Raw genomic sequence first — 19,208 nt, forward strand, 5'->3', positions numbered from 1 at the left:
CGCGCACACCCCCGCCCGGGTCAACGGTCGAGCGTCGCGCCGTCGGAGGCGATCAGATCGCGGTACCAGAAGAAGCTCTGCTTGCGGGTACGGTCTGCGGTCCCCGCCCCCTGGTCGTCGAGGTCGACGTGGATGACCCCGTAGCGCTTCTCCATCTGCGAGGTGGAGGCACTGACGATGTCGATGCCACCCCAGGCGGTGTACCCGAGAAGCTCGACGCCGTCGGCCACGGCCTCGCGCACCTGCAGCAAGTGGCGCCGCAGGTAGTCGATGCGGTACTCGTCGGCGATCGTGCCGTCGGGCTCCACGCGGTCGGTCGCCCCGAGTCCGTTCTCGACGATGAACAGGGGCACCTGATACCGCGTCCAAAGGTCGGTGAGCGCGATGCGCAGACCGATGGGATCGAGGTGCCACCCCCATTCCGACGTCTCGAGATGCGGGTTCTTCACGGTGCTGAAGAGGTTGCCGCCGGTGGCCCCGTACTTCTCCGGCTCGACCGCCGACACGAGGGTCATGTAGTAGCTGAACGAGAGGAAGTCGACCGTGTTCTCGGCGAGGATCCGCTCGTCGTCCGCTGCCATCGCGACCTCGATGCCGTTCTCACGCCAGTACCGGCGCACGATGCCCGGGTAAGCCCCGCGCACCTGCACGTCGGTGTGGAGCAGGTTCATGTCGTTGTCGTGCTGGGCCTGCTGCACATCGGCGGGATCCGACGTCGCGGGGTAATGCAGCATCCGGGCCAGCATGCATCCGACACGGAATGCGGGATCGATCTCGCGTGCCCGAGCGGTCACGAGGGCGCTGGCGACGAACTGGTGGTGCAGCGCCTGGTACGCCCGCTGCGTGCGATCGGGCGACCCGTCGTCGACGACCCCGCCACCGGTGTACGGCTCGATGACGGTCGTATTGATCTCGTTGAAGGTCAGCCAATAGGTCACCAGCCCGCGGTAGCGGCGCATCACCGTCTCGGCATACCGCTCGAAGAGCCCGATGACGCGGCGGTCGACCCATCCGCCGTATGCGGTGACCAGGTGCAGCGGCATCTCGTAGTGGGACAGCGTCACGACCGGCGTGATACCCCGTTCCTGCAACCGCCGGAAGAGACGCTCGTAGAAGGCGAGACCCGCCTCGTTGGGCTCATCGTCGTCGCCGTTCGGAAAGATGCGCGTCCACGCGATCGACATCCGCAGGGCACGCACGCCGAGCTCGGCGAAGAGTTCGACGTCTTCCTCCCACCGGTCGTAGAAGTGCGAGCCGCGGCGCTTGGGGTACTCGGCCGTGTCAGACGTCGCTGCCGCCCGCGCGATCCGCTCCGGCGTCGGACTCATGAGCGTGTGCAACTCGACGTAGTCGCCGGGCCGGGCGAACGGCACGACGTCGGCCTGCGAGAGGCCCTTGCCGTCGGCGTCGTACGCACCCTCGGCCTGGTTCGCGGCGAACGCGACTCCCCAGAGGAATTCGGACGAGAAGCCGGCGGTCACCGTGCGACCTCCGCGCCCTGCGGTGCGAGTGAGAAGGCGGGAGCCCCCGCCTCGAGGAAGCCCGATGCCACCGGAACGACGGCGCCTTCGAAGCCACCCGTCACGACGACGATCACCGAGGTGTCGTGGGTCTTGCCGACCTCGGCGAGGTCAACGGTGAGCAGCTTCTGTCCGGCCGACACGCGGTCTCCTTGCGCGATGTGTGCGACGAAGCCGCGCCCCTCGAGCGCCACGGTGTTGATACCGACATGGATGAGCACCTCGACGCCCTCGTCGGTGCGGATGCCGAGCGCGTGGTTGGTCGGGAACAGCGCGACGACCTCCCCCGAGACCGGCGCGATGATGTCGTCGGATGCGGGGACGACGGCCACGCCCGGGCCCATCACGCCGTCCGCGAAGATGCGGTCGGGCACGTCGGAGAGGGGAATGAGTCTTCCCGACACCGGTGAGGCGACCGTCGTGCCCGCCACGACGGTCGCCGAGGGCTTCGCCGCCTCCACCGGAGTACCGGCGGCGGAGGCGTACGCGGACTCGTCGAACCCGAGCACGAGGGTCATGACGAGCGAGACGATGAACGCGAGCACGACGGCCACGATCGCCCACACGAACGTCTCACCGACGAGGCCGGGGAGCCCCGGGATTCCGCCGTTGCCCGCGAGGACATAAGCGTTGACTCCGAAGCCGAGGCTGATCGCGCCGCCGACGGCGCCACCGATCATGGTCGCGTAGAGCGGGCGACGCAGGGGCACGACGAGGCCGTACAGCGCAGGCTCGGTGACGCCCATGAGGGCGGTGAACGACGTCGAGTACGCCAGCGACGTGAGGGTCTTCGACTTCGCGCGGATCGCGACGCCGAGGGCGGCGCCGGCGGTGGCGAAGGTCTGCACGTAGGTCAGCGGAAGGAACTTGTCGACACCGGTCTGCGCGAGGTTCGTCAGGATGAAGGGCACCAGCGCGTAGTGCATGCCGGTCATGATGATCAGCGGCAGGAGCGCTCCGATGATCGCGCCGGCGATCGGACCGCCGTTGGACAGGCCCCAGGTGATGCCGCCCGAGATGCCGTTGCCGACGAAGGTGCCGATGGGTCCGAGCAGGAGGAGGGTGATCGGGGTGACCACGACGAGGGTGATCAGCGGCACCACCATCAACCGGATGATGCGCGGGATGACCCGGTTCAGTCCTCGCTCGACCCACGACATGAGGTAGACGCCGAGAAGGACGGGGATCACCGAATAGGAGTACGTGACAGCCGTCACCGGAGCCCCGAGGAAGTCGATCGCCTCGCCCGAGCCGAGGGCGGTGATCAGCGCGGGGTAGACCAGCACCCCGGCCATCGCGACGGCGACGTACTGGTTGGCGCCGAGCTTGCGGGCGGCGGTCATCGCCACGAGGACGGGCAAGAAGTAGAACGCGGCATCGGCGATCGCACTGAGCACCAGATAGGTGCCCGAGGTGACGTCGATCCAGCCCGCGAAGCTCAGGAGCGCCAGGATCCCCTTCAGAAGCCCCGCACCGGCGATCGCCGGGAGGATCGGGGCGAAGACGCCGCCGATGAAATCGAAGAAACGCTGCACGGGGTTCCCGCGCGCCTTCTTCTCGGTCGACGCCGCGGGCTCCGACCCGAGGCGCGGTTCACGGGCGACGACCGCCTCGAAGACCTCCGACACGCGGTCGCCGATGACGACCTGGTACTGGCCGCCGGCGTCGTTGACCCCGACGACCGTGGGGACGGCCTTCAAAGCCGTCTCGTCGGCCTTCGCGTTGTCCTTCAGGGAGAAGCGCAGCCGGGTGATGCAGTGATAAACGGATTCGACGTTCTCGGCTCCGCCGACGCCGGCGAGGATCGCCTCAGCATCCTTCGTGTATTTCATTTTCGAGCTTTCTCGATGAGGTGGCGGCTGACGCGGACGATCCTGGCGCGCCGAGGAGTCGGTTCAGACGAAGCGACTCACGTGCATCGCGATGTAGACCTTCTCGGTCGGGGTCATCGCGTGGGAATGGGTGTCGGCGACGTACGTCTCGATACGGTCGACGCCGGTGAAGACCTTCGGAAGTTGACGACGGAGGATCGCGAGCAGCTCGCGGTCGTCGCGGTCGATGGCGGTGCCCGACAGCACGCGCTGCGCGAAGTAGCGGATGTGGGTCGCGAAGCGGGCATAGGCGGGGTCGGCCTCGTCGTACGAGATGCCGAAATGCAGGCGGACGATGTCGAGAACGTCCTGGGTGAAGCGGGTGAGCCGTCCGGCCGACCCGTCGCCGCCGCCCACCTCGGCGGTGATCAGGTGCAGGGCGATGTTCGCGGCCTCTTCGGGGGGCATCGCAGTGCCCGTGGCCGCTTCCACCAGCGCCAGACCGCGGACGGCCACGGCGTATTCCTTCGGATAGAAGCGGCGCACCTCGCTGTCGAGTGCACTGGCGAGGCTCACGTCTCGCTGGACGCGCTCGATGGCGAACGCCAAGTGGTCGGCGAGCGCGGGATAGATCGAATCGCTGAGCTTCTCGGTCAGTTCACGGCGGGCGTGCGCGACGATCTCGCCGGTCGCCGAGAGAACCTCGGCGGGAACGTTCTCGGCCACCCGCGCCAGGTTCGTGCCCTGCGCGCTGTCTTCGAGCCGGAACACCTTCTCGATGGCCGACGGCGCGACGGTATCGCCCGGCTTGGCATGGAAGCCGATGCCCTTGCCCAGCACGATGACTTCGCGCATGGCGTCGTCGAGCGCGTCGACGACGCTGTTGTTCAGAACGCGGCGGATGATCATGGCAATACCTCGGAAATATCGAAAGGACCTGATCCTCTGTGATCAGACCCGAGTATTGCCCGCGGAGCGGTAACAAGCCGAGACAAGCATATCTCCCCGGCGGGCGGCGGGCCTTCCGCGGGAAGACCACCCGGATAGGCTCGGTGCGTGACCTCTCGAGCCCCCCTCTCCCGCAAGCTCTCCGCCATCGCCGAGTCGGCGACGCTCAAGGTCGACGCGAAGGCGAAAGGACTGCAGGCCGCCGGTCGCGACGTCATCTCGTACGCGGCGGGCGAGCCCGACTTCCAGACGCCGGAATTCATCGTGGATGCTGCGGCCCAGGCACTCGCCGACCCCGCGAACTACCGCTACACCCCCGCCGCGGGGCTCCCGGTGCTGCGCGAGGCCATCGCGGCGAAGACGCTCCGCGACTCGGGGCTCGAGGTCGCCCCCTCGCGGGTCGTCGTCACGAACGGCGGCAAGCAGGCCGTCTACCAGGCGTTCCAGGCCGTCGTGAACCCCGGCGACGAGGTTCTGCTCCCCGCCCCTTACTGGACCACCTACCCCGAGGCGATCGCCCTCGCCGACGGCACCCCCGTCGAGGTGTTCGCGGGCGCCGACCAGGACTACAAGGTCACGGTCGCCCAGCTCGAAGCGGCGCGCACCGAGCGCACCACGGTGCTGGTCTTCGTCTCGCCGTCGAACCCGACCGGAGCGGTGTACACACCCGAGGAGACGAAGGCGATCGGCGAGTGGGCCCTCGAGCACGGGCTCTGGGTCATCAGCGACGAGATCTACCAGAACCTCGTCTACGAGGGCGCCCGCGCCGTGTCGATCGTCGAGGCCGTGCCCGCGCTGGCGCAGCAGACGATTCTCGTCAACGGTGTCGCCAAGACCTACGCGATGACCGGATGGCGCGTGGGCTGGATGGTCGGACCCGCCGACGCGATGAAGCTCGCGGCGAACCTGCAGTCGCACCTGTCGTCGAACGTCAACAACATCGCCCAGCGCGCCGCGCTCGCCGCACTGACCGGCGACCAGACGCCCGCCGAAGACTTCCGCCTCGCCTTCGACCGCCGACGGCGCCTCATCGTCGACGAACTGTCGAAGATCGACGGTGTCACGGTGCCGAATCCGCTCGGCGCCTTCTACGTCTACCCCGACGTCACGGGGCTTCTCGGTCGCGAATGGGCGGGCAAGACTCCGACCACGAGCCTCGAGCTGGCCGACCTCATCCTCGACGAGGCAGAGGTGGCCGTCGTCCCCGGCGAGGCCTTCGGCCCGAGCGGGTACCTGCGCCTGTCGTACGCCCTCGGAGATGCGCAGCTGCTCGACGGCGTGCAGCGTTTGCAGCGGCTGTTCTCGTAGCATCCGGGCGCACAAGCGGTCCCTGACCCTGTCGAAGGGCCCGCCGGGTGTTACAGCTCGACGCCGACCAGCACCGGCTCGGGCTGCAGCAGCAGGCCGAATTCCGCCTGCACACGCTGCTGGGTGAAGCGCGCGAGTTCTGCGATCTCTCCCGCCGAGGCGCCCCCGCGGTTGGTCACGGCGAGGGTGTGCTTGGTCGAGAGTCCGGCACGCGAGCGCGGCAACGAGAAACCCTTGCCGAGACCCGCGTGCTCGATGAGCCACGCGGCGCTCACCTTGACCTCCGAGACCACCGCCGCGGGACGCGGCACGAACCCGTCGAACGCGGTCAGGGGGATCACCGTGATCGGGTCGAGGTAGGGCGCGAGCGGCCAGCGCGGGCACTCGGGCGGCAGCGTCCTGGCGAAGGACTCCGACACGATGGCGTTCTGGAAGAACGACCCGGCGCTCCACGTGTCGGGGTCGTCGGCGTCGAGCACCATGCCCTTGCGCCCCCGGGTCGCGAGCACGTGGTCGCGAATCCACTCGAGCGAGACGGATGCTTCGGGACCCAGCCCGAGAGCGGCCCTCAGTTGCTCACCGGCCACCGCAAACTCGCCCGAGCCGACATCGGTGAGCTCGAGGGTGACCGAGAGCACGACGGCGGGACGATCGGGGACCGAGCCGTAGTGATGCTTGAGCACCGACGTGCGGAAGCCGAGGCCGAGATCGGCGGCGGTGACCACCGAGACGTCGCCGGTGGCCTCGTCGATCAACTCGACCTCGGCCAGGGTCTGCACGATCTCCTGCCCGTAGGCGCCGACGTTCTGCACGGGAGCGGCGCCGACGGTGCCGGGGATGCCCGACATCGCCTCGATTCCGGCGAACCCTCGGCTGACGGCGTACGCGACCAGGTCATCCCAGTCGTGCCCGGCCTGCACCCGCAAGCGAACGGTGCCGGGTCGGGATCCGGGAAGCTGCTCGATGCCCGAGGTGCGGACGCGCACGACGGTTCCTTCGAAGGGCTCGTCGCCGACGAAGAGGTTCGATCCACCCCCGATCACCAGCCACGGCTCCCCCGCCGCCCACACGGCACGCAGCTCGGCGATGAGTTCGTCGACGGTGTCGGCCTCGAACATCCGCGTGGGCGCGGCACCGGTGCGAAGAGTCGTCAGGCGGGCCAGCGCGACGGGTTCGATCTCTGGCATGCGTCAGACGAGCCGCACGCGCACCTGGGCTTTGCCCAGGACGGTCGTTCCGGCAGCGGTGACGGTGAGGTCGATACGGGCGGTCGCGTCGTCGACGGCACCCACCTTCGCGGTGACGTGCACGTCGGCGCCCGCCTCGGGGTCGACGAGCACGGGCCGGGTGAAACGCACGCCGTATTCCTCGACGCGCGCCGGGTCGCCGAGCCAGGACTCGAGGGTGCCGATGGCGATCCCCATCGTCAACATTCCGTGGGCGAGCACCCCGGGGAGGCCCACCGAAACGGCGATGTCGTCGCGGTAATGGATGGGGTTGAAGTCTCCGGACGCCCCCGCATAGCGCACGAGCGATTCGCGGGTGAGGTGCACCGAACGTTCGGCGACCACGTCGCCGACGGTGAGATCGGTCATGCCGCCCCCTGCCCCACGAGGAGTACGCTCGTGGCGGTGACCACGTGCGCGCCTTCGGCGTCGGTGATCTCGGCGTCGCTGGTCACCAGGGTGTTACCCCCGAGGGTGCGGATACCGCCGACCGTCAGGGTCGCCCGCAGTTCGTCGCCTGCCACGATGGGCCGGGTGTACCGGAAGCGCTGCTCGGCGTGGACGAGGTGCGACAATTCGATCCCCGATTCGGGCTCGGCCAGCAACTGCTGCAGCGTGAGGTCTTGCACGACCATCGCGAAGGTCGGCGGGGCGACGACATCGGCGTAGCCCAGAGCGCGGGCGGCCTCCGGATCGACGTGCTGCGGGGCATCGGCGAAGACGGCACGGGCGAACTCGCGCACCTTCTCGCGTCCTACCAGGTAGGGCGGGGTCGGCGGGAAGACACGGCCGACCAGATCGGGGTTCACGGGCACAGCTCTATCCTACGAGCCGGGTCGGCATGGCTCGGGTCAGCCCTGGCGTCGTCCGCGGATCGCCCTCATCGCCATCTGCACCGAGATGAACACCAGGAAGGCGGCGAAGAGGATGTTGCCGACGAAAGGATCGACGAGGGTCGCGAACCATGCTCCGACCGCTGTCGTCGTGCACGCGGCGACGCCGATGAGAGCGGCGGCGCGCAGGTCGACGTTGCTGCGTCGGAGGTTGCCGACCGTTCCCGAGATCGCCGTGGGGATCATCATGAGCAGCGAGGTGCCCTTGGCGATGAGGTCGCTGGTGCCGAACAGCAGCATGAGGGCGGGTACGACGATGATGCCGCCGCCCACTCCCAGGAGCCCGGCCAGGACGCCCGTGATCACGCCCAGCACCGCGAGCCCCGCGCCGGTCAGCCACGTCACCTCGAGCTCGGCATCGCGCGACGGGATGATGAAGAACAGGCTCACGATGACGACGACGAGAAAGGCGACGAACGCCCAGCGGAGCGCCGTCTGCGAGACCTTCGGAAGGAGCCATGTGCCGACCTGGGCGCCGAGGACGGCGCCGACGGCGAGGATCAGTGCGGGAATCCACGCCACCGATCCGTGCACCGCGTAGGAGATGACCCCGACGGATGCTGTCGGCACGATCGCCGCGAGAGAGGTGCCCGCCGCGAGCCGCTGGTCGAAACCGAGGATGAGCACGAGGAGCGGAACGATCACCGTGCCGCCGCCCACCCCGAAAAGACCGGAGAGAAGGCCTGCGAGAAGCCCGACGAAAAGGCATGTCACGATGAATCGGGTCCCACGACGCGGCGGGGTGGGAGTGGTCATCACGTCGTAAAGAATACGACGCCCGGTGGGCGAGCCTCGCCACTCGGCGGGTCGTGCAGAGCACCGCGGGGGAATAGCCCGCCGCCACAGCCGCGTTGTCCCGGGCATGACACAGGTAGGAATCATCGGCGCAGGCCACATCGGATCCACTCTCGCTCGCGGTCTCGTCGAGCGCGGTTACGACGTCAAGATCGCGAACTCGCGAGGGCCGGAGACACTGACCGATCTGGTCGCCGAGCTCGGCGACCGCGCCACGGCCGGTACCGCCGAGGAGGCGGCTGCGTACGGCGATTTCGTCATCGTGACGGTGCCCCTGAAGGCGTACCAGGAGGTGCCGGTCGAACCCCTCGCGGGAAAGATCGTGCTCGACACGAACAACTACTACTGGGAGCGCGACGGCCGTATCCCCGTGCTCGAGGAGAAGAAGGCGACGACCGCCGGCATGCTCCAAGAGCACCTGCCCACCTCGAAGGTGGCCAAGGCCTTCAACCACATCACCAGCCAGACGATCCTCACCGACGGCGCTCCGGCGGGCACCCCCGACCGCCGGGCTCTTGCGACCGCGAGTGACTTCTCCGAAGCATCCGACCTCGTGGCCTCGATCTACGACGAGTTCGGTTTCGACACCGTGAACGTGGGCCCGCTGGCCGACAGCTGGCGTGTCGAGCGCGACCAGCCCGCCTACGTCGTGCCGCAGAACCGCTCCGAGCTCGAGGCGAATCTGGCCCGCGCCACACGCTGAACCGGCGAAGAAGACCCCGCAACCCGACCTGGGCGGCGGGGTCTCCTCATGCCCCCTCCGCCTCGCGCAACCCCCTCGGGGGATCGCCGTCGCGCCCCGCACGGTGGGACGGATCGAAGGAGGACCGATGAAAGCCATGGTCTACCGCGGCCCCTACAAGGTGCGCGTCGAAGAGAAGCCCGACCCCCGCATCGAGCACCCGAACGACGCCATCGTACGCGTGGAGCTCGCCGCGATCTGCGGATCCGACCTCCACCTGTACCACGGCCTGCTCCCCGACACCCGCGTCGGCCACACGTTCGGTCACGAGTTCATCGGCACGGTCGAGCAGGTGGGCTCCTCGGTGCAGTCGTTGAAGCCGGGCGACCGGGTCATGGTGCCCTTCAACATCTACTGCGGCTCGTGCTTCTTCTGCGCGCGCGGGCTGTACTCGAACTGTCACAACGTCAACGCCAACGCGACGGCGGTCGGCGGTATCTACGGCTACTCCCACACCGCGGGCGGCTTCGACGGCGGGCAGGCCGAACGCGTGCGCGTGCCGTTCGCCGACGTCGGGCCCGCCATCATCCCCGACTGGCTGCACGACGAAGATGCGCTGATGTTGACGGATGCTTTCTCCACGGGCTACTTCGGTGCTCAGCTCGGCGACATCGTCGAGGGCGACACGGTGGTCGTGTTCGGGGCGGGCCCGGTCGGGCTGTCGGCCGCGCGCTCGGCCTGGCTGATGGGCGCCGGCCGAGTGATCGTCATCGACCATCTCGACTACCGCCTCGAGAAGGCCCGCACGTTCGCGTTCGCCGAGACGTACAACTTCGGCGAGCACAAAGACATCGTGGTGCTGCTGAAGAAGCTCACCGACCACATCGGCGCCGACGTCGTCATCGATGCCGTGGGTGCCGAGGCCGACGGGCATTTCCTGCAGCACCTCACCGGAGCGAAGCTCAAACTGCAGGGCGGCTCGCCCATCGCGCTGAACTGGGCCATCGACGCGGTGCGCAAGGGCGGCAACGTCTCGGTCATGGGCGCGTACGGACCCATCCACACCGCCGTCAAGTTCGGCGACGCGGTCAACAAGGGGCTCACGATCCGCACCAACCAGGCTCCGGTGAAGCGCCAGTGGGCGCGGCTGCTCGAGCACATCCGCGAGGGGATCATCTCGCCGCGCGAGCTGATCACCCACCGCATCCCCCTCGACGACATCGCCGAGGGGTACCACATGTTCTCGTCGAAACTCGATGACAACATCAAGACGGTCGTGACCCCGAACGCCGTCACGCCCCGCGCTTCCTGAGGAGGACCGACCATGGCCTACACCGCGAAGAAGAAGCATCCGAATCCCTCCTCCGACGAGCTGCGTGCCCGCATCCCCGGCTGGGGCGTCGATCTCGACCACGCCGATCGCCCGGCCTACCCGCAGGAGCGGTTCGACCCCGAAGGGACGGGCGCCCACTGGGACTTCCCCGAGCGCCAGCCCGAGAACACCCCGCGCGAGCGGTCGATCGAGCACGCGTTCCTCACCCCGGTGTTCGGGACCGCGCAGCCGTTGCACGGCGTGTCCGGAGCGATCCGTCGATACGCCTATGCCCGCTTCAGCGAGGCACGGGCGGCGCACTGGTTGCTGCTCATCGCCGCCGACCGCGTCGACGCGACAGGCGCCCACGTGCGCTCGTTCCTCACCTTTCACCCCGACAACCCCCTCACCGAGACCAGCGTGCTGGGCGAGATCGGGCGACGACCCGTGGCTTCGCGTTTCGGCCGCGGGCGGGTAGACCTCCGGCACGCGTGGATCGACCCGATCCTCGTCGCCGGGCCCTGGGTGCTGGGCGCCTGGGCCGTGATCCGCGTACTGCGGCGCCTGGCCCGCCGGGCGTGACGGAGGGGAGGGCGCGAGCGCGCCCTCCCCTCCGCGACTCAACTCAGGCGCGTCGGCGACGCAGGCGCACCGCGATGAACGCGACCGCGCCCACCACGATCAGGCCCGCCGCCGCCGCGACGATCCACAGAGCCACCGGCTCCGAACCGGTGACAGCCAGCGAACCGTCAGCGGTCACCGTCAGCGTCGCCGCCGCGGTGTTGCCGTCGGCGTCGGTCACGACGATGCGGTGCGCACCGGCCGGGGTCGATGCCGGAATGGTGACCGTCGCTCGCAGCGTGCCGGTCGCCGTGGTCTCCGCCATCGCGAGAGTCACGGGCGTCGACCGGAGCTCGACACGTGCGTCGCTCTCCGCCGCGAAGCCCGATGCGTCGACCGAGAGGGTGCCGCCGGCGGTGACCGACGATGCCGTCAGCGTCACGCGCGGGGCGAGCACGGGCTCGTCGTCGCCGGGGTTCTCGCCCGGGTTCTCTTCTTCGGGGTTCTCTTCTTCGGGCTCCTCTTCGCCCGGGTTCTCCTCTTCGGGCTCCTCCGGCTCGGCCGCTTCGCGACCGAGCGAGAACTCATCGATGATCCAGGGCTCGACCCCGGGGGTCTTCACGTCGTACGCGTAGCTGACGACCTTGTTCTCGGCCGTGTCGAGCATGGCGAAGACCGCGAGGTCGTTGCTCTGCACATAGGGCTCGGGGACGCCGTCGGCGGTGGTGAAGGGCTTCACGTTCGGCACGATCGGCTCGAGGCCACCGGGGTTGCCGATGCTCATGTAGTTCGAGGCGTTCCATGGCTCAGGGGGCAGGGGGCGCGTCTTGCCACTCAGTTCGTGGAATGCGCCGTAGGTGTTGCCGGTGTTCGACGTCTCGAGGTAGTTCACGCCGTTCTCCGACTTGAAACGGTTCCACAGGTGCGAGTGGCCGTTCTGGACGAGGTCGACGCCGGCTTCTTCGAGGAGGGGGGTGAGGTCCTTCAGCAGCATGTTGTCCTCGGGCTTGTACTCGTAACGCACTCCGATGACGTTGCCCTCCGCGTCCTTCTCCTCGATGCGCTCAGGGTCAGAGAAGTGCGGCATGATGTTGTCGCCGAGGCCCTGCGGACCCTCGTGCAGCATGACGACGCGGAAGCGCGCGTCTTCGAACTCCGAGCTCGCGAGCTCGTCCTGCAGCCACTCGTACTGCTCGGATCCCTCTTCGAGCGACTCGAACACGTGCTCGCCGTATCCCTGCGCGAGCGGGTCGGAGAGGCTGGCGGCCGTCTCCTGGTAGCGGCTGCTCGTGACGCGGTCGGCCGGTACGGGATTCGCCGTGACGCCCCGCCAGGCGCGCGTCGAGTAGAGCGTGATCAGCCGAACGTCGCCGAAGGTGGTGGCGTAATAGGTCTCGCCGCCGGGTGAGTCCTCGGGGAGCGTGAACATCTCCTCGTACGTGGTCGTGCTGAAGGAGTTGTCATCCATCCACCGCGCCTTGATCTCGGCATCCCCCGTGGGGTTCACCTCGGCGGCGACCTTCTCATACTCGGCTTCGGCGACGTCGACGGGTACGGGCATTCCGTAGCCCCCGCCGATGGTGGCCGCGCCGTCCATACGACCCTGCACCTCGTGGTTGCCGATCGCCGGGTACAGCGGCGCGTTCTGGATGATCTCCCCGCCGACGAATTCCTGACCGCCCGTGCTCAGGCGGCCGCCGTTGCCCTGCAGCGTCGAGAGGAATGCACTCCCGCGGGTGTCGTCGAACCACTCCGATGCGCGGTCGGGCTGGTTCGCGAGGTCTCCCGCGAGGAAGACGGCGTCGATCTCGCCGATCGTCTCGGCGGCCTTCTGCAGGTTGGCCGGGGTGTTCGCCATCGCCTGGTGGTCGCTGGTGAGGAGGATCCGCAGGTCGTCGCCGGCCGCGGGAAGGGGCGCGAGCGAGAACGTGCCAGAGGCGACGAAGCCCTCGCCGTCGATGGAGACGACCCGGTAGGGGGCGGATTCGCCGGCCTTCAGTCCGTCGACGACGGCTTCATGCCGCCAGACGTCGCGCTCGACGATGCCATCGGAGATCGCGGGAAGACGGTCGGCGGGCAGACGCGACTGGTAGTCCTCCACCATGCGCGAAAACTTCTTGCTGTCGGCGGAGACGACCCGGACGTCCGGGAAGACGGCGCCCTTTGCGGCATCGCGCGCCTTCTCGGCGGTCAGCCGTGCGACTCCCTCGCCGACGAGGACGACGTTCGCGGTACCCGCGTACTCGGTGTTCCAGACGACGTTGACCGAATCGGCGCTGGGGATCTGCAGGAACGGGTCGCTCAGCAGCGGCAAGGTGCCGACCGGGTCGGTCTGGCCCATCCGCGCCTCGGCGGAATCGGCCGCGGGGTCTGCCGCAGTGGCGGGGAGCAGGGGTGTCGCGAGCGCAGCGCACAGAAGCACTCCGGTCGCGGCAATAGTGGTCCGGCGGTACTTCAGGGGTCTCACGGTGGGGCCTCTCGTCGTCGGGACGCGCGCAGCAACGCGCAGCTGCTTCAACCGTGGCGGCCCGAATTGGCCGTGACCCCCTCCCCGGCGCGAACAGCGGGTGTCGTCGAAGCGACGCACCGGTGAACGCAGGGCCTTGATAATACGGATTATCAAGGCGGCACGGCCCACCGGCGAGAGCGATCAGTCGACGGTTCGCAGAAACGAGTCGAGGGCCGTGTACGCCCGGGCGCGCGGTTCGGCGCGCGAGAGGAACACATCGTGCAGCGCCCCATCGACGCGCGCGATCGTGACGGTCCGCCCGATGCGCGTCGCGCTTCGGGCGATGTCATCGACGACGAGCACCGAGTCCGCCCCGGTCATGCCGGGGTTCCACGTCGTCGGCAGAATCGAACGCGCGGACAGCAGCACGAGAGCCGGCGCACCGACGTCGACGCCGAGCGCGACCCGTCGGTGCCCCTCCAGGATCGCGGCGAGCCAGGCGGGGTGCGTGGGGAATCCCTGCGGCGGGCGCCACCCCTCCGGCGACTCGGGGAGGGACTGCACCTCGCGCTGGGCTCGCGTGTAGAAGCCGAGGTCGACGACCGGCTGCGCCCCGTACGGGTCGAATCGAGCTCGGGCGTTCACGAGGGGTGCGATCGCCTGTCGCCCCACGGCGCCGACCTGCAGCTCCAGCCACGGACTGTTCAGGATCACCGCGTCGGCGACCCCCGGGTGGCGTGCCGCCCAGAGGGTGAGGATGAGGCCGCCGGTCGAATGACCGAGCACGACGAGCTTGCGGCGGTTCTCCGCATCCGGTCTCGCCATGTCATGCCCGGCAGCGGCGAGCGCCGCGGCGATGTCGACGTCGTAGTCGTCCAACGACCGCACGTCGCCGGCGACCTGTCCGGGGCGGAGGCTGCGCCCGTAGCAGCGCAGGTCCAGCGCATAGAACCGTGCGCCCCTGTCGGTCCAGAACCGCGCGAGTTCGGTCTGGAAGAAGTAGTCCGACCACCCGTGCACGTAGAGCACGTCGACATCGCGCAGCGCGCCCGCCAGCCGAGCGAAGGGGTGAGGGATGCTGCGCACCACCGTGGCCACCAACTCGGCGCCGTCGTCGTCGGCGCCCAGCGGCAGGGTCGACTGCTCGAAGCCCGCTCCGAGGATGTCGGGCACCCACGCCTCGCTCATGGCGTCAGCATACGGGGCACCTCCCCTCCCGCCCTTGCCGCACCTGCCGCACCTGCTGCACTGCCGCACCTGCGGAGGAGAAATCAACTTCGGAGGAGCGGGTCTGCGAATGGGCCCCTCCGAAGCTGAATTCTCCTCCGACAGTGCGCCGGCAGCTGACGTTCGCCCGGCCTCACGCCGCGAGGTGCAGCCCTTGCGCCACCGCGCGCATGATGCGCGACTGCACGGCCGGCCAATCGTCGATGATCGCGCGGTATCCGACGCGAATGACGTGGTACCCGCGCAACGCCAACTCGGTGTCATGAGCGATGTCGGCTTCGCGCTGCGCACCGACATGGTGCCCACCGTCGATCTGCAGCACGAGGCGATCGCCGATGAGGAGGTCGACCGGGCGCCCGACGATCCAGATCTGGCGGCGCAGAGGCAGCCGCATCCACCGCAGACGCGGCACCACGAGAGACTCGAGCCCCGAGTCGGCGAACGGGTCGGCCTCGTCGCAGAGACGCCGCGCCGCGGGCGGGAGGTCGAGGCGCCTCATGGCGCGAAGATCGACGAGTCCCTTGCGCAAGGCCGACTCCCAGATCGCGAGGGCCGCCTCGTGTGGCTGACAGAAGGCGACGAGCGCCAGCACGTTCTCGATCTCGTCGGTCAGCGCGCCAGGATTGCGGGGAACCACCGGTGTCGACCAGTGCACGAGTGCCCCGGCGGTGCTCGCACGGCCGGAATGGGCGGGTGCAGCCACGTGCGGAAGGTGATCGTCGTCGAGCACCCACAGCTCGCGTCGACGGGCCTCGGTCACGCACGACAGGACGACGCCCGCGCGTGCAGCCCCCACGAGGAGCGGGTCGGCTGTCGCGGTCGCTATCCACCCGCGACGGACCCTGACCAACTCGCCGCACGCCAACGCACGATCGACAGCGGCGCGTCCGACGTGGGCATCGACCAGGGCGGATGTCGGGGCGACTCCCCCGGCGGATTCGACGACGTGTCTCGCGCTCAGCATGGACCGATGGTCGCTCGACCGCAGGTTCGTGTCGGCCGCGCGCTCAATCCTGGGGAGGACGCCTCCGCCGCACCGCCCGGGGGAGGAGCGCACGCTCGGCTGCGCAGCATCCGCTCTGCAACTGCGGAGGTGAATTCAGCTTCGGAGGTGGGATCTCGGGAATCCGCCCTCCGAAATCGAATTCTCCTCCGCAGCCGCCGTCCAGAGGCGCCGGCGCAAGCGCTCGCGGGCGCTACTCGCCGCGCGAGACCCGCACCATCTCGTCACGGGGCACGACCTTGATGCGCTTGCGCTCGTGGGGCGCGCCGAGCGCGATCTCGTGCTCGTCGAGGCGGTGCCAGCCGTCGAGGTCGGTCCAGCGCACGCCGCGCGAGGCCAACAGCTCTACGACTGCCTGCTCCGACGGATCCTCCGGCTGCCACCACTGACCGACGTCGTTGATGAGGTGGCGCACGGTCTCCATCGCGTCGGACTTCGTGTGGCCGATCAGGCCCACGGGCCCGCGCTTGATCCAGCCGGTCGCGTAGACGCCGGGTACGGGCTCGTTCGAGTCGGGGTGCAGCACCTGCCCCTCGCGGTTGGGGATGACGCCGTGTCGCTCATCGAAGGGCACGTCGGCGAGCGGCGAGCCGAAGTAGCCGACGGCGCGGTAGAGCGCCTGGATCGGTACCTCGCGCAGTTCGCCGGTGCCCTCGACGCCGCCCTCGGCGTTGGGCCGGGTGCGCTCGTAGACGAACGACGACACGCGGCCGGCGTCGTCGGTCTTGAGCTCGACGGGCTTGGCCCAGAAGTGCAGGTGGAGGCGCCGCGATGCTTCGCCGCCCTGGTTGTTGACGGCCGGGCGCTTGCGCCACGACTGCAGCACGCGGTCGATGACCATGACCTGCTTGTTGCTCGCGATCGCGGCTCGCGACGCGTCGTCGTAATCGAAGTCCTCGTCGTAGACGACCATGTCGACGTCGCGCAGCTCGCCGAGTTCGCGCAGTTCGAGGGGGGTGAACTTCACCTGTGCGGGGCCGCGCCGGCCGAAGACGTGCACGTCGGTGACGGGCGAGGCCTTGAGGCCCTCGTAGACGTTCTCGGGGATCTCAGTGGGCAGCAGGTCGTCGGCGTGCTTGGCCAGCATGCGCGTCACGTCGAGCGCCACGTTGCCGTTGCCGATGACGGCGACGGATGCTGCATCCAGCGGCCATTCGCGGGGAACGTCGGGGTGCCCGTCGAACCAGCTCACGAAATCGGCGGCGCCGTAGGAGCCCTCGGCATCGATGCCGGGGATGTCGAGGGCGGTGTCGCGGATCGCCCCGGTCGAGAAGATGACGGCGTTGTAGTGCTTCTTGAGGTCGTCGAGGGTGATGTCGTCGCCGAAGCGCACGTTGCCGAACAGACGGATGTCGCCGCTGTCGAGCACTTCGCGGAGCGCCGTGATGATGCCCTTGATGCGGGGGTGGTCGGGGGCGACCCCGTACCGGACGAGGCCGTAGGGCGCGGGGAGCTGCTCGAAGAGGTCGATCGACACGTCGAACGCGCGCTCGGCCTTGAGGAGGATGTCTGCGGCGTAGATTCCGGCGGGGCCGGCACCCACGATGGCGAGCCTGAGCTTCGTCATGTGTGTCCCTCGGGGTCGTGTGCGAAGAGCCGGTCCCTGCCCCCTCGACAAGCTCAGGGACCGGGTGTCCGGCGGTGGGGTCGGAAGCTAGCTGGAGCGGTCGGCGACGGCCTGCGCGAAGCGGGTGAGCGCCTCGCGCACCGCTCCGTCGGGCACCGGTGCCAGCGCGTCGATCGCGCTCTGGGACCATTCGTGCGCGAGGCGCAGGGTGTCGCGGGTGGCGTCGTGATCACGGAGCTTCGCCAGCGGGCCGTCGAGGAGAGCGGCGTCGGCACCTTCGGCGATGCGGGCGACGCCTTCATCGATGCCTCCGCGGAGGGCGCGGGACGCCGCATCCGTCCGCTCGCCGAGAAGCAGGTACGGCATGGTGGGCACTCCCGCGCGGAGGTCGGTGCCGGGCACTTTGCCGGTCTCGCTGGGATCGGCCGAAAGGTCGATGACGTCGTCGAGCAACTGGAAGGCGACGCCCGCTTTTTCGCCGAACGAACGCATGGCCGCTTCGTACTCGACGGGACCGTGCGAGAAGACGACGCCCGCCTCTGCGGCGGTGGCGATGAGCGAGCCGGTCTTGTCGGAGAGCACGTCGAGGTAGAAGGCCACGGGGTCGTCGCCCTCCTGTGGACCGACGGTCTCGTGCATCTGGCCGAGGACGAGGCGCTCGAACGTATCGGCCTGCAGCCGGATCGCCCGCTCTCCCTGCCGAGCCATGATCTGGCTCGCGCGGGAGAACAGCAGGTCGCCGGTGAGGATCGCGATGTTGTTGCCCCACACCGTCTGCGCGCTGGGAACGCCACGACGCACGTCTGCGCCGTCCATGACGTCGTCGTGGTAGAGCGAGCCGAGGTGCGTCATCTCGAGCGCGGCGGCGGCTTCGACGACGTCGTCGGTCGTTCCCTCACCCAGTTGCGCGGTGAGGATCGCGAGCATCGGACGGATGCGTTTGCCGCCCGCCTCGTAGAGGTAGCGGCCCGTCGCATCGGCGAGGCTGTCGGCGTTTCGCAGTTCGCGAGCGAGGCTGGCTTCGACGCGGGCGAGGCCTTCTTCGACGGTCGAGAGCAGTCTGCGTGACCGCACCCCCGCGAAGATGCGGTCGGCGAGGCCCGGCTTGCCCGCGATGAGACGCGAGCCCATAGCGGAAGGTCCCGGGGTCACCGTGTCAGCCTACCGTGCGGTGGTGTGGGCTCTTCATGACGGGTTCGTTCCTCGGTGGAGGGCGACGATACCCATCGAAAGGTTGCGATACTCCACCTGCGACCAGCCGGCGTCGCGCATCCACGCGGCCAGGGTGGGCTGGTCGGGCCAGGCGCGGATCGACTCGTTGAGGTAGTCGTACGCCTCGGTGTTCGAGCTGACCGTGCGGGCGACGAACGGCAGGATGCGGTCGTTGTAGAAGCGGTAGAGCCCCTGGAAGGCGGCCGACGGCGGGTGCGAGAACTCGCACACGACGATGCGTCCGCCCGGCTTGGTCACGCGGCGGAGTTCCCGGAGCGCCTTCTTCGGGTCGATGACATTGCGGAGCCCGAACGACATCGTGACGGTGTCGAACTCGCCGGCCGAGAACGGCAGATCGGTCGCATCGGCCTGGACGAACGAGAGGTTGGCGATGCCGCCGTGGCGCCGCTTGCCCTCGGCGAGCATCCCGGGGGAGAAATCCGCTGCCACGACGTCGGCACCGCTGCGGGCGAGCGCTGCGCTCGAGGTGGCGGTGCCCGCGGCGAGGTCGAGGATGCGCTGCCCGGGGCGAGGAGCCACTGCCCGAGTGGTGGCGACGCGCCAGAACCGGTCGTTGCCGAGGCTGAGCACGGTGTTGGTCCGGTCGTAGCCGGCGGCGACCTGGTCGAACATTCCGCTGACGCGGGCCGGGTCCTTGCCGAGGTCGGCGCGGTTCGGCTCGGGGGTCATGCTC

The 19,208-nt window shown here is 69.0% G+C and carries 17 protein-coding genes; 4 read left to right on the forward strand and 13 right to left on the reverse strand.

The features are described from left to right. Window positions 1-20 precede the first annotated feature (20 nt). From ACFXQA_RS02615 to ACFXQA_RS02625, 3 genes are all read right to left on the reverse strand, one after another. A complete protein-coding gene (locus tag ACFXQA_RS02615; protein ID WP_394518233.1) occupies window positions 21-1,481 on the reverse strand; it encodes a glycoside hydrolase family 1 protein in 1,461 nt (486 codons plus the stop codon). Beyond that, window positions 1,478-3,352 carry a beta-glucoside-specific PTS transporter subunit IIABC gene (locus tag ACFXQA_RS02620; RefSeq protein WP_394518234.1) on the reverse strand — a complete coding sequence of 625 codons (1,875 nt, stop codon included), beginning with the start codon at window positions 3,350-3,352 and terminating at the stop codon, window positions 1,478-1,480. The genes ACFXQA_RS02615 and ACFXQA_RS02620 overlap by 4 nt, the downstream gene beginning before the upstream one ends. A 63-nt stretch (window positions 3,353-3,415) precedes the next feature. After that, the gene (locus tag ACFXQA_RS02625) at window positions 3,416-4,240 is read right to left on the reverse strand and encodes a PRD domain-containing protein (RefSeq protein WP_394518235.1); all 825 of its coding nucleotides are present in this window, start codon (window positions 4,238-4,240) and stop codon (window positions 3,416-3,418) included. A 147-nt stretch (window positions 4,241-4,387) separates the two neighbouring features. Here ACFXQA_RS02625 and ACFXQA_RS02630 point away from each other — a divergent pair, with 147 nt between their 5' ends. Then, entirely contained in the window at window positions 4,388-5,587 is a 1,200-nt protein-coding gene (locus tag ACFXQA_RS02630) for a pyridoxal phosphate-dependent aminotransferase (protein ID WP_394518236.1), read from the forward strand. 50 nt (window positions 5,588-5,637) lie between these two features. Here the strand turns inward: ACFXQA_RS02630 and ACFXQA_RS02635 are convergent, their stop codons facing one another. From ACFXQA_RS02635 to ACFXQA_RS02650, 4 genes are read right to left on the reverse strand one after another with little or no spacing between them, the layout of a single operon-like run. Continuing rightward, complete coding sequence (locus tag ACFXQA_RS02635) at window positions 5,638-6,774, reverse strand: UDP-N-acetylmuramate dehydrogenase (RefSeq protein WP_394518237.1); 1,137 nt, start codon at window positions 6,772-6,774, stop codon at window positions 5,638-5,640. 3 nt (window positions 6,775-6,777) lie between these two features. Continuing rightward, on the reverse strand, window positions 6,778-7,182 hold the full coding sequence (locus ACFXQA_RS02640) for a MaoC/PaaZ C-terminal domain-containing protein (RefSeq protein ID WP_394518238.1): 405 nt from the start codon (window positions 7,180-7,182) through the stop codon (window positions 6,778-6,780). Continuing rightward, entirely contained in the window at window positions 7,179-7,628 is a 450-nt protein-coding gene (locus ACFXQA_RS02645) for an FAS1-like dehydratase domain-containing protein (RefSeq protein WP_394518239.1), read from the reverse strand. The genes ACFXQA_RS02640 and ACFXQA_RS02645 overlap by 4 nt, the downstream gene beginning before the upstream one ends. A 36-nt stretch (window positions 7,629-7,664) precedes the next feature. After that, the gene (locus tag ACFXQA_RS02650) at window positions 7,665-8,462 is read right to left on the reverse strand and encodes a sulfite exporter TauE/SafE family protein (protein ID WP_394518240.1); all 798 of its coding nucleotides are present in this window, start codon (window positions 8,460-8,462) and stop codon (window positions 7,665-7,667) included. A 106-nt stretch (window positions 8,463-8,568) separates the two neighbouring features. Here ACFXQA_RS02650 and ACFXQA_RS02655 point away from each other — a divergent pair, with 106 nt between their 5' ends. The 3 genes from ACFXQA_RS02655 to ACFXQA_RS02665 all read left to right on the forward strand — a co-directional run bounded on the left by ACFXQA_RS02655 (window position 8,569) and on the right by ACFXQA_RS02665 (window position 11,077). After that, window positions 8,569-9,204: an NADPH-dependent F420 reductase gene (locus ACFXQA_RS02655; RefSeq protein WP_394518241.1), complete on the forward strand. Its 636-nt coding sequence runs from the start codon at window positions 8,569-8,571 to the stop codon at window positions 9,202-9,204. 127 nt (window positions 9,205-9,331) lie between these two features. Beyond that, window positions 9,332-10,495: a zinc-dependent alcohol dehydrogenase gene (locus ACFXQA_RS02660; RefSeq protein ID WP_394518242.1), complete on the forward strand. Its 1,164-nt coding sequence runs from the start codon at window positions 9,332-9,334 to the stop codon at window positions 10,493-10,495. Between the two features lie 12 nt (window positions 10,496-10,507). Further along, window positions 10,508-11,077, forward strand: coding sequence for a hypothetical protein (locus ACFXQA_RS02665; protein ID WP_394518243.1), 570 nt, complete (start codon window positions 10,508-10,510; stop codon window positions 11,075-11,077). A gap of 43 nt (window positions 11,078-11,120) precedes the next feature. Here the strand turns inward: ACFXQA_RS02665 and ACFXQA_RS02670 are convergent, their stop codons facing one another. From ACFXQA_RS02670 to ACFXQA_RS02695, 6 genes are all read right to left on the reverse strand, one after another. Next, window positions 11,121-13,523, reverse strand: coding sequence for a metallophosphoesterase family protein (locus tag ACFXQA_RS02670; protein ID WP_394518244.1), 2,403 nt, complete (start codon window positions 13,521-13,523; stop codon window positions 11,121-11,123). Window positions 13,524-13,706: 183 nt separating this feature from the next. After that, a complete protein-coding gene (locus ACFXQA_RS02675) occupies window positions 13,707-14,693 on the reverse strand; it encodes an alpha/beta hydrolase (RefSeq protein ID WP_394518245.1) in 987 nt (328 codons plus the stop codon). A gap of 172 nt (window positions 14,694-14,865) precedes the next feature. Continuing rightward, entirely contained in the window at window positions 14,866-15,696 is an 831-nt protein-coding gene (locus ACFXQA_RS02680; protein WP_394518246.1) for an endonuclease domain-containing protein, read from the reverse strand. Window positions 15,697-15,928: 232 nt separating this feature from the next. Further along, on the reverse strand, window positions 15,929-17,302 hold the full coding sequence (locus ACFXQA_RS02685) for an FAD-dependent oxidoreductase (protein ID WP_394518247.1): 1,374 nt from the start codon (window positions 17,300-17,302) through the stop codon (window positions 15,929-15,931). An 87-nt stretch (window positions 17,303-17,389) separates the two neighbouring features. Then, window positions 17,390-18,454: a polyprenyl synthetase family protein gene (locus tag ACFXQA_RS02690; RefSeq protein WP_394518248.1), complete on the reverse strand. Its 1,065-nt coding sequence runs from the start codon at window positions 18,452-18,454 to the stop codon at window positions 17,390-17,392. Window positions 18,455-18,487: 33 nt separating this feature from the next. Beyond that, the gene (locus ACFXQA_RS02695) at window positions 18,488-19,204 is read right to left on the reverse strand and encodes a demethylmenaquinone methyltransferase (RefSeq protein WP_394518249.1); all 717 of its coding nucleotides are present in this window, start codon (window positions 19,202-19,204) and stop codon (window positions 18,488-18,490) included. Window positions 19,205-19,208: the final 4 nt, after the last annotated feature.

The sequence above is a fragment of the Microbacterium shimangi genome (assembly GCF_043556445.1).
Taxonomy (GTDB): Bacteria; Actinomycetota; Actinomycetes; order Actinomycetales; family Microbacteriaceae; genus Microbacterium.